General features: G+C 66.2%; 14 protein-coding genes. 2 read left to right on the forward strand and 12 right to left on the reverse strand.

Annotation, left to right across the window (positions count from 1 at the left end; genetic code table 11):
* Positions 1–2: 2 nt before the first annotated feature.
* From JG743_RS23490 to JG743_RS23510, 5 genes are all read right to left on the reverse strand, one after another.
* Complete coding sequence (locus JG743_RS23490; RefSeq protein WP_202293096.1) at positions 3–512, reverse strand: arsenate reductase ArsC; 510 nt, start codon at positions 510–512, stop codon at positions 3–5.
* A gap of 13 nt (positions 513–525) precedes the next feature.
* Positions 526–858, reverse strand: coding sequence for an ArsR/SmtB family transcription factor (locus JG743_RS23495; protein ID WP_202293097.1), 333 nt, complete (start codon positions 856–858; stop codon positions 526–528).
* Positions 859–931: 73 nt separating this feature from the next.
* Entirely contained in the window at positions 932–1,720 is a 789-nt protein-coding gene (locus JG743_RS23500; protein WP_202293098.1) for a sulfite exporter TauE/SafE family protein, read from the reverse strand.
* A gap of 78 nt (positions 1,721–1,798) precedes the next feature.
* Positions 1,799–2,389 carry an NAD(P)H-dependent oxidoreductase gene (locus JG743_RS23505; protein WP_202293099.1) on the reverse strand — a complete coding sequence of 197 codons (591 nt, stop codon included), beginning with the start codon at positions 2,387–2,389 and terminating at the stop codon, positions 1,799–1,801.
* Between the two features lie 104 nt (positions 2,390–2,493).
* Positions 2,494–2,877, reverse strand: coding sequence for an antibiotic biosynthesis monooxygenase family protein (locus tag JG743_RS23510; protein ID WP_202293100.1), 384 nt, complete (start codon positions 2,875–2,877; stop codon positions 2,494–2,496).
* Positions 2,878–2,957: 80 nt separating this feature from the next.
* Here JG743_RS23510 and JG743_RS23515 point away from each other — a divergent pair, with 80 nt between their 5' ends.
* On the forward strand, positions 2,958–3,434 hold the full coding sequence (locus JG743_RS23515) for a MarR family winged helix-turn-helix transcriptional regulator (protein ID WP_202293101.1): 477 nt from the start codon (positions 2,958–2,960) through the stop codon (positions 3,432–3,434).
* 156 nt (positions 3,435–3,590) lie between these two features.
* Positions 3,591–4,745, forward strand: coding sequence for an ATP-grasp domain-containing protein (locus JG743_RS23520; RefSeq protein WP_202293102.1), 1,155 nt, complete (start codon positions 3,591–3,593; stop codon positions 4,743–4,745).
* 51 nt (positions 4,746–4,796) lie between these two features.
* On the opposite strand, the gene JG743_RS23525 is transcribed toward JG743_RS23520, so the two are convergent.
* From JG743_RS23525 to JG743_RS23555, 7 genes are all read right to left on the reverse strand, one after another.
* Complete coding sequence (locus JG743_RS23525; RefSeq protein ID WP_244672893.1) at positions 4,797–5,813, reverse strand: Rieske (2Fe-2S) protein; 1,017 nt, start codon at positions 5,811–5,813, stop codon at positions 4,797–4,799.
* Positions 5,810–6,955 (reverse strand): GNAT family N-acetyltransferase, encoded by a 1,146-nt coding sequence (locus tag JG743_RS23530; RefSeq protein ID WP_244672894.1) that lies wholly within the window; start codon positions 6,953–6,955, stop codon positions 5,810–5,812. The genes JG743_RS23525 and JG743_RS23530 overlap by 4 nt, the downstream gene beginning before the upstream one ends.
* On the reverse strand, positions 6,952–8,223 hold the full coding sequence (locus JG743_RS23535) for a F390 synthetase-related protein (protein ID WP_202293104.1): 1,272 nt from the start codon (positions 8,221–8,223) through the stop codon (positions 6,952–6,954). The genes JG743_RS23530 and JG743_RS23535 overlap by 4 nt, the downstream gene beginning before the upstream one ends.
* Entirely contained in the window at positions 8,220–9,059 is an 840-nt protein-coding gene (locus JG743_RS23540; RefSeq protein WP_202293105.1) for an MBL fold metallo-hydrolase, read from the reverse strand. The genes JG743_RS23535 and JG743_RS23540 overlap by 4 nt, the downstream gene beginning before the upstream one ends.
* Positions 9,056–10,039, reverse strand: a complete 984-nt coding sequence (locus JG743_RS23545) for an NAD-dependent epimerase/dehydratase family protein (protein WP_202293106.1) — start codon at positions 10,037–10,039, stop codon at positions 9,056–9,058. The genes JG743_RS23540 and JG743_RS23545 overlap by 4 nt, the downstream gene beginning before the upstream one ends.
* A gap of 2 nt (positions 10,040–10,041) precedes the next feature.
* A complete protein-coding gene (locus JG743_RS23550; protein ID WP_202293107.1) occupies positions 10,042–11,031 on the reverse strand; it encodes a 3-oxoacyl-ACP synthase III family protein in 990 nt (329 codons plus the stop codon).
* 130 nt (positions 11,032–11,161) lie between these two features.
* A complete protein-coding gene (locus JG743_RS23555) occupies positions 11,162–11,611 on the reverse strand; it encodes a DNA polymerase III subunit chi (RefSeq protein WP_202293108.1) in 450 nt (149 codons plus the stop codon).
* Between the last annotated feature and the right edge of the window lie 63 nt (positions 11,612–11,674).

An 11,674-nucleotide genomic window follows, 5' to 3' on the forward strand; every position in this document is an offset into this window, starting at 1 on the left:
GTTCAACCCGCCCTTGGAAGATCACGGCCGATCTCGTCCAGCCGCTTCTGCAGCGCCAGTTTGTCGACCGAGCTCATCGGCAGGCTGACGAAGATCGAGATGCGGTTGTTGAGCATGCGATAGGCTTCGGCAAAAGCCAGGTGCTTCTCGGCATCGGTGCCGTCGACCGCAGCCGGGTCGGGCACGCCCCAATGCGCCGTCATCGGCTGGCCCGGCCAGGCCGGACAGGACTCGTTGGCGGCATTGTCGCAAACGGTGAAGACGAAATTCATCTCCGGCGCGCCGGCTACCGCAAACTCTTCCCAGGCCTTCGAACGGGCAAAGGCGGTGTCGTGGTTGAGGGTCTTCAAGAGCTGGAGTGTGTAAGGATGGACCTCACCCTTCGGGTGCGAGCCGGCGGAAAAGGCTCTGAACCTGCCGGCGCCGACCCGGTTGAGGATCGCCTCGGCGAGGATCGAGCGCGCCGAATTGCCGGTGCAGAGAAACAGCACATTGTAGATTTGATCGCTCATAGGTCCCTCCCTTCTAACATTTGCAGGCAACGGCCCGGATGGCAGGCTGGCAAAGCTCCGGCGCGCCGTTGCAGCAATCCTCCATCAAATAGGCGAGCAGGTCGCGGAAGCCGGTCATGTCGGCCACGTAGCGGATCACGCGCCCTTCCCGCGCCGCGCGGACCAGCCCGGCATGGTCGAGCACCTTCAAATGCGCCGACATGGTGTTCTGGACGATATCGAGCCGCGCGGCGATCTCACCCGCCGGCAGACCGCCCGCCCCGGTCTTCACCAGCAGGCGGAAAACCTCCAGGCGCGTGTCCTGGCCGAGGGCTGCCAGTGCAAGAAGGGCCGATTCCTTATCCATTTCAGATATCCATAAATCCGGATTTAAGGATGCCTAGCGCCGAGATATGACAGTTGGATGACAGGCAGCAGACTTATCGATGGCGCCAGACCTTGTAGGCTGAAACGACGAGAATGAGAGCCAAGAGCGGCAGCAGAATTTGCTCCGGCACTACGCCCAGCAATCGTCCTCCGATAAATGTCCCGACGATCGAACCAACCGCCATGACAAGCAGGAACGCCTTGTTCCTGCCCAGCACGGAAAAGCTCTGGTCGCGGCTGTAGCGCGTGAAGCCGACGAGCATCGTCGGCAGGCTCACCGCGAGCGACAGGCTGCCGGCGAGTTTGACATCGGCCCCAAACAGCAGGACCAATGTCGGGATCAGAAGCTCGCCGCCGGCCACGCCCAGCAGCGAGGCCACGACGCCAATCACGAAGCCGGCGATGACGCCTGCGGCGATCAACGCTGTCCCCTCGAACAAAGCATGGCCCGTTGCGCCGGGATCATGACCGAATACAAGGACGACCGCGATCAGCAGCAGCAACGCGGCAATGACCTTGTAAAGCGTGCCTGACTTCAGGCGCGTCGCCCACCCGGCGCCGAACCAGGCACCCATGAGACTGCCTGCCAGGAGATTGACGATGGTGGGCCAGTTGGCTGCGACATCGCCAAACGGCACCGTTGCCGCCCGAAACGGCAACGCGCTGGCGACGACAACCAGGCTCGTCGCCTTGTTCAGGATCACGGCTTCCAGCGCCGCAAAGCGAAACAGACCGATCAGGAACGGCAGGCGAAATTCCGCCCCACCAAGGCCGATCAGTCCGCCAAGCGAACCGACGCCCGTGCCGACAATGAATGCTCCAAATGCACGCCGCTCAACCATCTTTTCGACATGCGCCGGAATGCATCGGCCTTGCAATAGTCAGGATCGGCCGAGCACTGCGGACAAACGATACAAACCTCAAAACGTATCAAAGCGGCGCTCCACCTCGCGCGCGAACATTTCGCGCTTTTCATCCGAAATGCTGTGCACGGAATATCGCGACAGGTACAAATGCCGCACGCCGCGGCCGTACGTGGTCTTCAACCCGCGCAAAAGCACCTTTTTCCCGGGGTTCTGCATGTAGAGCCGCGTGTACCACCACGGCGACCCGCATGTGGTGACCACGCCCATGCGGCGGATGTTGAGCAGCGCCGGCTTGATCAGGCCGTCATCCGGCGGCACTTCGTAAGCGATGCCCGGGCGCCACACGCGATCGAAATAGCCTTTCAGGATGGCGGGCATGCCTGACCACCAGGTCGGAAAGCAGAACACGCATGCCTCGGCCCACAGCAACGCATCGATGTAGGGCTGCAGATCCTTCGGCGCCTGGGTGGGATCATAGTGACCACGCCATTCCTCAGGCTGCATCGTCGGGTTGAACTTCATCGCATAGAGGTCGAAGTCGATGACTTCGTCGCCTCTTGCCTTGAGCGTCTTGACGACGCGCTGGTGAAGCGATGCCAAATAGCTGTCGGCCACCGGATGCGCGTAGACAACATTGACCTTCATCGGATGACACCCTCAAGCCTTCCACCCGAAGGTATTAGTCGATGCTAATTGGCTTGCCTAGCTGCCGAGGCGCCCCGGCATGTGGCGCCCCTCCTGCCCGCTGGCTAAGCCACGCAGATACCCGGCACCGAGACCTTCTGGAACAGATGCGGCGAAGCGACAGCCGATGACGGATAGGCCGAGATCCTCGCCCCGAACTGCGGATGGGAGAAAGCGGCGCGGAAGGCGGCGGTCGATTCCCACACGGCATAATTCAGGTAGGTCGGGCTTTCGCCGATCGCGCGGTGGAGCTGGGTCGAGATGAAACCCGGCTGCTGCTTCATGAAGGCAGCGTCGTCCTGCCAGACGTCGAGGAAGGTTTGCTCGTCGGCCTTGTCGAGCGTGAACACGTTCACCAGCACGACGGGGGCGGCATCGACCGCAACCTGGCGATCGATCGGGAAAGCAGGTCGAGGGGGCGCATATGGATCACGGAAGAATTCCTTCATTTGGTGTTATGATGTCATTCTGTTATGATGCATACATGTGCATTTGACAACATGATGTCAATATCGATATAAGATGACAAATGCCCGATACGAAGCGAACACCGACCGGCAAGGCCTTGAGCGATCTCATCCTCGACCTGTTCAGGCTGAACAGCCGCATCAGCGCGGCGGGCGACAGGCTGGTCGCCGATCTCGGCCTGACCAGCGCCCGTTGGCAGGTGCTGGGCGCCATCGTCGCTGCCGAGCGTCCGCAGCCGGTGGCGTGGCTGGCGCGCGATCTCGGCGCCAACCGCCAGAACGTGCAGCGCATCGTCAACGACCTCGAGGGCGAAGGGCTGGTCGCCTTCAGGACCAACCCGCATCACCGGCGGGCCCAGCTTGTCGTGCTGACCGTCGAGGGGCGCAAAGCCTACGACGCCGCCATGCGCCTGCAGGCCCCCTGGATCAACAACCTCGCCGACGGTCTTTCCGTCGAGGACATCAACACCATGCACGGCGTGATCATGGCGCTGCGCAAAAAACTGGAAGGCAACGATGACGTCGAAGATCAGAGTTGATCGCCGTTGGCTCCAAGGATCGCCGTCGGCTTTGTGCGGGACGGCCCGAACCGGCGCACGACACACTGCAAGGCTCCGTTGCCAAGCGCGGTGATTTTGCGCAACGCTGCCGGCAACCGCAATCACCGCCGATGAGCTTACAGATGCCGGTATTCCGTGCCCGATAGCACCATACTCGTCACCGGAGCGCGCTCGCCGGTGGCGCTGCATCTGGCACGGCTGCTGCATGACGCCGGACGGCGGGTGATCCTCGCCGACACACCTGCCCGCCCGATTGCTGCCGCCAGCGTGGCCTGCGCACGCTACTACCGCCTGCCGCCACCGCGCTTCGAGCCGGCGGCCTACGCCGAGGCGGTCGAGGCGCTGGTGCGCGTCGAAGGGATTGGCCTGGTCATCCCGACCTGCGAAGAGATCTTCCATCTGGCGCTCGCCTGGCGCGACCGCACGATCCCGGCTCGCCTGTTCGCGCCCGGCATCGAGCTGCTCGCTGAAGTCCACAACAAACATACCTTCATCCGGCTGGCCGAACGGCTCGGCCTGGCGGTGCCGGAAACGGTGCTGCTGCAATCGCGCGACGATCTGGAGGCCATGCGCGGCCACGCGCGCGAACTGGTGTTCAAGCCGGTGTGGTCGCGCTTTGCCAGCCATGTGCTTTTGCGCCCCTCGCCCGGCGAACTCGATGCCGTCAATCCCTCGCCCGCCGCGCCCTGGGTGGCACAGCGTTTCGTGCCGGGCGAGGAGATCAGCGCCTATGCGGTGGCGCGCGGCGGCAGGCTCAAGGCATTCTCGCTCTACCGATCGCTCTTCCGTGCCGGCAAAGGCGCCGGCATCTTGTTCGAGCCGGTCGATGACACGGCGGCGCGGCGGCTGGTCGAGCGCATCGTCGCCGCCACGTCATGGACCGGACAGATCTCCTTCGACCTGATGCGGCAGACGGAAGGAAGGGTGTTGCCGCTGGAATGCAACCCGCGCGCAGTCAGCGGCCTGCATTTCTTCCGCGATCCAGCTCGCTTTGCCGAAGCTTTGCTGGGAGACGGCCTGGAAGTCGGGCCCGACATCACCGCGCCCCAGACGGTGCGGCTCGCCATGTGGATCTATGGGCTGCCGGCGGCCTTGCGCACCGGCGGCCTCGGCCGCTTCCGCAAGGCGATGCGCGAGACCGAGGAATTGCTCGACTGGCCGGGCGACCCGGCGCCGGTGAAGGCGCAATGGGCGGCGCTGGCCGAGATCGCCGGCGTCGCGCTTCGTGAGCGCATCAGCCTGCAGGCGGCGTCGACCCGCGACATCGAATGGAACGGGCCGAACGAATGACGTTAGCGGACAGAGGGGAGCGAAGGAATGAGACGCTCCTCCCGCCTGCCGTCACAGCTCGATCTGATGCACCCTTGGCTCGCTTGCCGCCGGCGGCAGGTCCCCCGCCATGATCGCGGCGATGTCGCGGCGCATGAAATCGAGCGGCCCGATCACCGGCAGCGCCGGTGGCGCAACGCGGGCGTTGTCGCTTGCCGATTTCAGCACGCGGCGATCCTGCTGCAGGGCGATGTTGAACAGCGGCTTGAAGGCGAGTGCCTTGAGCTGGCCGAGCCAGCCCTGGCGCGGGCCGATCAGCCAGCCGATGCCCTCGACGGTGCGCTCGTCGGCCTGGCGCAGATGGAAGGTGGTGGCGAGGGCCAGCCCGTCCTTGCTCCAATATTCCAGTTCGGCGATGCCGGGATGGCGGAAGCGGCCGATTGTTCTCGCCCGCTCGCCCTCCAGCAGCCGGCTGATCAGCCCCTGTTGCCGATCCTCGCCGGTGTAGCAGGCCTCGACCCAACCCTCGCCGCCGGTCACCTCGACGCGCACGAGATGGCGCTTCGAACCCAGGCCGCGCAGCAGGCCCTTGTGGGTGAAGTGGGTGTGGGTGGCATCGAGGATGTTCTCGGCGGCGTCGATCACCGTCGATTGCGTCGAGCTGCGCACCCGCCGCACGACGACATCCTTGCCCTGCATGCAATGGAGATAGGGCTCGCCATCCGGGGTGCCGGACGAGACGAAGACGACGCCATCGCGCTCGATGACACCAAAGCGGCGGAGGCGGTAATGCGGCATCTCGCCGACATGACCTGGAATGGCGGTGCAGCGGCCTTCGCCGTCATAGCGCCAACCGTGATAGGGGCATTCGATCTCGCCGCCGACGACCTTGCCGGTCGACAGTTCGACCAGCCGGTGCGGGCAACGGTCGAACAGCGCCGCGATGCCCTGGGCCGAGCGGAACAGGACGACAGGCTGGCCGTCGAACAGGATGCGCCTGGGCCTGCGCCTGATGTCGGCCGACAGCGCCACCGCCTGCCAGTGATCCTTGCGCTCGTGATCTTCCCTGTGCCTTTGGCGCACGCTCACAGTTCGAACCTCCTGAGCAGGGGAATGCCGACCAGCGCCGCCACGGTTTCCATGACGCGGATCGCCGCGCGCCGGCGGCGCGAAAGGTGGCCGGCATAGACGGCGTTGTATTCGATGGCCGCCACGGCGCCACGCAGTCGCTTGAAGCCGGCCGCCCCGGCGCTCATGTTGAAGAACAGGCCGTGCGCGGTCGCATGCTCCTGCGCCATCGCCATCACCATGCGATAAAGTCCTTCCTGCATCGGCAGGCCGGTGTCGTAGCCGACGATGGGCTGGGTCAGCGTGCGGCCATTCTCGAACAGGCCGGTGACGGCGACGAGTTGCCCACCCGGCCGGCGCAGGCCGGCGAGGCTGATGATGCCGCGCCGGTGCATCTCGGCAATGTAGCGGGCGGTGTAGTGCGGATTGAGCGGCGTGTACTTTTCCAGATAGAGCATGTTGTAGAGTTCTTCCGCGCGCGCATAGTCGGCTTCGCTGAAATCGGCGTCGCCGACGCGCTCGAAAGGCGTGGTGGCGAGCTGCTTGCGGTCGCGCTTCATGTTGTTGGTCATGGCGGGTGCCGCGCCGCGGTCGGCGAAGATGTAGATCTGGCGCGCCGCCAGCATGCGGAAACCTTCGGCCTTCAGCGCCGCTATGGTAGCGGGATCGGCGATCTCGTTCAGGGAGCGAATGACGATGGCGCGGTCCGGGAAACGCGCCACAAGGTCGGCGCGCAACGCGGCGATCGCGGCACGGTCGAGCAGCGGCACCGGGTTGGTCGAATAGAGCCAGTTGTTGAGCTGAACCTGATGGTCGAGACCACTCGCCCGCACCAGCGGCGCGCAGGCGCCGATCAGCGCCGTGAGCGAGCGCCGCAGCAAGGGATGCGCGATGAAATTGCGCGTCTCGTCGACGGCATAGTCGACATAGGCGCTGGAAGGGCAGCAGATATAGCAGTTTGGCGCTTCGCCGGCATCGTTTAGAGTCAGCGGGAGGATCCGGCCGGCGACCGCAGCGCTTGCGACCGATGTCGTGAGGTTGGCAACGAGATCTCGCACCGGCACGTCGTTGAAGAGCCGCACGAAAGCCTCGACCTTGGCCGGATCGTTCTCGACCCGGTCGGCTTGTTGACGCGCCCCCTCTATGATGGCGGCCGGACTCACGGCGCCGCTCCAAGCCTGCACTCGACGCGGCGCAATTTACGGCCGGTCTCCAATGGCAGTTCCGTCCGAATGAGGCCGACTGTCGCCGTTGCCTTGCGCGCCGCCAGCAGTGTGCGCACCGCCTGAAGCGCTGCGGCGGCCGCTTCATCGGAGAGACCGGGCGCCAGCCTGAGTTCGATGGCATCGGGCGCGATCTGGATCAGCCTAAAATCGTCGACGCGGCGGTCGGCCTTGAGCACCGCGTTGCGAAGGATGTCGGGCGTGAGCAGGATTTCACCGTCGGCCGAAGCCAGCCGGAAGACATCGTCCATACGGCCGGCGATCTCGTCGACGCAGCGCAGCGGCGAACCGCAGCGGCATGGTCTTTCGGAGAGCCGCAACAGGTCGTTCATCCTGTATCGGGCCATGATCTGGGTCTGGCGACGGAAGGCCGTGACCAGCGGCGTCACCAACCCGTCGCCGGCAGGCTCGAACTCGAAGAACACCGAATCCTCGGCGAGATGCAGGCCGCCCTGCCGGCAGGTCACCGCGAACAGCCCTTCGGTCGCCATGTAGATCTGGTCGAGCGGCAGCCGGAAGAAATCTTCGATAACCGGACAGTCGACCGGATCGAGCGTCTCGGCGGCCGAGAAGACGCGCCGCGGCGCGAGCCGGAAGCCGGCGCTTGCGAAATGGCGAAGCATCTTCGGCGGCGCGATGATCACCGTCGGGTCGAAGGCTTCGAGGTCCGCTCGCCAGCTTTCCGGCCCAAGCGTCAGATCGAAGAAGGCGAGCCTGATCAGCCGGGATTTGCGAGCGCTGTCGTAAAGCCCGGTGTTCTGCGGCAGGATGACGGCGACACGCATGCCGCGCCAGATGAGGTCAGGCGCAGCCTTGGCGAGGATCGCGCCCAGCCAGCGGTATCTTTCCGCCTCGGAGATGACGAACAGGCCGCGATTGCCGGATGTACCGGTGCTAGCTCCGACAGTGAGCGCGCCAACCGTCAGGTCGCCGAGGCGGCCGTCGGCGGAAGCGGCGGCCCAGGCATCGCGGGCCGACACGCCGCCGACGTTGAAGCGCTCGAAATTCGCCATCAGCAGCGCCTTGTCTGTGATAGCCAGGTCACCGAGCTGACGCGGCGCCTGGCCGTAGAACGGCGCCAGCGGCAGGTCCTGGTCGAGCCAACGGCGCAGGGCGGCCGCCTGCCAGCGCTCGAAGGCCGGTCGGGTCTTGCGCGAGACCCAGCGCGTCAGGGCGAAGGAGCCGATGGCTTCCGCGAGCCCGTTCATCCGGACGCCGCCGCCAGTTCGTCCGCCGTCAGGTCGTATTGCGTCATCTCCGGGTCGTGGCAGAGCATCACCTGCCCGCCCGCCGCCTGGAAGCGGCGCAGCGTCTCGCAGGCCGGACCGATGGCGGCAACGTCCTCGGCGATGAGGCTGGAGGGAAAGCCTGGCGCGCGCTTCGGATCGAGCGCGGCCAGCAGCCATTGCGCGTCGACCCCATAGAGCAGCGGCCGCTCCAGCCCGGCGAACAGAAGGCCGAACTGGCCGTCTGCATGACCGGGAAGGTCGACCGCGATTACGCTGCCGTCGCCAAACAGATCGGCGCCGCCGGGCACGCCACCACGGGCCTCGACCCTCCGCTTGCCGGAGAGCCTGTCGAGCCGCGTCTCGAAATCGACGGGGAAGAGCTCCGTGAAGACGCCGTGGCGCAGGTTCTGCCGGGGCGTGCGCGCCTTGACGCGCGCCCAGGCGGCATCGCTGGCGATGAAGCGGGCGTTGGGGAACAGCGCCAGGCCGGAAATATGGTCTGCATGGAAATGGGTGACGATGACCGCGCGCACATCGCCGGGCGCAAGGCCGAAGCGATCGAGCACCGGCGGCACCTGCTCGGCCGCGTTGAGCTCGGGCCTGAGCACGGCGCCATAGAGCCGCAGCATCCGGCCGCGCCCCTCCCCCGTGGTGGCTTCTGGCGTGTAGCCGGTGTCGACCAGCACCGGCCCGGCCTGCGGATGAATGAACAGCCCGTAGCGCACGCGCAGCCTGACGCTTTGCCAGCCGCCGCCGCGCAGGATCAGCCGCTCGGTGGCGCTGACCCAGGCGCTGTTGGCGAAGGTGATCTTCATGCCAGGCGTCCGCCGGCGAAGGTGCGGTCGAGCCCCTGCTCGAACGGGATTTTCGGCGCCCAGCCGAGCAGTCGGCGCGCCTTGGCGAGGTCGAGGCTTTGCGCATAGGCGAACAGGCCAAGCCCGTAGCGCGTCACCGGCGGCTCGGGACGGCCGGGCAGAGCGAGCGCCACGGCCTCCATGGCGCCGGCTGCCAGCATGGCCGGCCACAGCGGCATGCGCCGCCAGCGTACTGTTATGCCAGCGCGGGCGCAGGCCTCGTCGGCGATGCGGCGCACCGGCAGCACCTCGCCGCCGGAGACGTTGTAGATCTGGCCCTCGGCCTCCCGAGGCGCGGCGAGCGCCGCCATGACCGCATCGACGACGTCGTCGACATGGGTGAGGTCGATACGCGCCCGTCCATCGCGGAAGACCGGCAGCGGGCGGCGCTTCGCGGCCTTGATGAGGCGCGGCAAGAGCGCGCGGTCGCCGGCGCCATAGATGCCGCGTGGCCTGAGCACCACCGGGTGGGTGGCGGGCGCCGCCAGCACCAGCCGCTCGGCCTCGCGCTTGGTGCGGGCATAGTGGTTGACCGGTTCCGGCAGCGCCGCTTCCTCGGCAAGATCGAGCTGGTCGCGAAAGGCGAAGCACACCGACGAGCTGGAGATGTGGACGAAGCGGCTGACGCCTTGCCGGGTTGCGAAATCGAGGAGGTTTCGCGTCGCCTGGACATTGGCCGCTTCGAAATCCGCCAGCCGGCCGAAGGGCGCGGAGAGCGCCGCGCAGTGGATGATCCGCTCGACTTTGCCCAACCTCGGATCGAGCGACCTGTCGAGTGGCCGGGACAGGTCCTGGCGGGTGATTCGATGGCCGGCGGCCTCCAGCGCCGCACAGCGGTTCGCATCTCGGCCGAGGCCAAGCGCCAGCGTGCCGGACGCTGCCAGCCGTTCCAGCACGTGTGAGCCGAGGAAGCCGCTGGCGCCGGTGACGAGCACGGCCATGGTCAGGCCTCCAGCGCCATGCCGCCGAAGGACACGCCGGCCGAGGTGCCGAGGAACAGCAGCCTGGCGCCCGGCGCGATCCGGCCCTCACGCCGCGCAATGTCGAGCGCGAAGGGAATGGAAGCGGCGATCTGGTTGCCGTAGCGGGCAGAGATGTCGACGAGCTTTTCCGGCGCAAAGCCGGTCTGGCGCGCCATATGCGCGAGCGCGAACGGGCTTGCCTGATGCGGCACGATGAGGTCGACATCCTCGTGCCGCCAGCCGGCGCGCTGCAGAAGCTCGGTGACGAAGCCGTTGAAGTGGCGCGAGGTGACGCGGAACAATTCCTTGCCGTCCATGTGGAACAGGCTGTGGCGGGCAAATTCCTCCGGCTGGCTGTGGAAATCGAAACGGGTGCCGCCGGAGCCGATGCCGCAGGCCTCGTAGGCCGAGGGGTAGGTGCGCATCAGATTTGCCGCCACCCTGCCCTCGCGAGGCTTGGCCCCTTGCAACACCGCCGCCGCCGCGCCGTCGCCGAAGAGTGCCGCGACCTCCGGCTGGTCGCGCCACGGCAGGGCGCGCGAGGCGACCTCCGAGGAGAACACCAGCGCTGTCTTGCTCTGCCCTGCCTCGATCAGGCGTGAGGCGGTCTCGAAGGCGGTGAGGAAGCCAAGGCAGGTGCTGTTGACGTCGAAGGCGGCGGCCGAGCCATCGGCAAGGCCAAGGCGCTGCATGACGAGCGGCGACGTCGCGGGCAGCGGCTGATACGGCACGCCGCAGCCGCCGATGATCAGGTCAACGGCGCTCGCCTCGATCCCTGCATCCTCAAGTGCAAGCTTCGCTGCCGTGCAAGCGAGATCGATCTGCGATTCGCCTTCGCACACATAGCGCTCGACGACACCGGTGGCGGCTTCAAGCCGACCTTTTTCAAGGCCAAACCGTTCCTCCAGCGCGCGCGAGGTCACGCATTGAGTCGGCACCGCCCCACCGGTTCCGATGATATTGATGCGCATTCTCAACCCGCCGCGAGTTGCGTCTATCTAACCCATAGACCGGATCGCGCGCGAAGGCGACGATGCTGTCCCCGTATCTAAGCTCTGGGCAGGAGTCGGCGCCAGCTTTTCCAAAAGCCAGAGATAAGCCCTACGCCTTGCGCTCCCAGCGCCGGTCCGGTGTCTGCTGCCAGTAGGTCACGGTGTGGCCGGCGTCCTTCATCGTCTTCCAGTGGCCTCGCGCGGCATCGAGCTGGGCCGCGTCATGGCCGTCGAACAGGAACACGGCGCGCTCGTAGCCCGAAAGGTCTGCCGGAGCGGCGCCGTCGACCAGGAAGCGTATCTGGGCGGCGTTCGGGTTGGCCTCGCCGGTGGTGAGAAGGATTGGCTGCTCGGCCGGAAAGGCCTCGCGGTCGGTGGCGTGCGCCAGGAAAGAATCGTCGCGGAAGGTCCACAGGTGCTGGTCGAGCGCGTCGCGCCGCTCCTCGGTGCCAGTCTGCACCACGGCGCGCCAGCCGCGATCGACGCTGCGCTCGAGTAGGCCCGGCAGAGCCTCCTCCAGCGTCGATTCGGTCAGATGGTAGAACAGGACCTCGGCCATCACCGCGCCTCTAAAGCAATTCCAGGAAAAGTGTGTAGCGGTTTCCGTCAGGAATTGCGTCAA

The organism is Mesorhizobium sp. 131-2-1 (genome assembly GCF_016756535.1).
Lineage (GTDB): Bacteria > Pseudomonadota > Alphaproteobacteria > Rhizobiales > Rhizobiaceae > Mesorhizobium.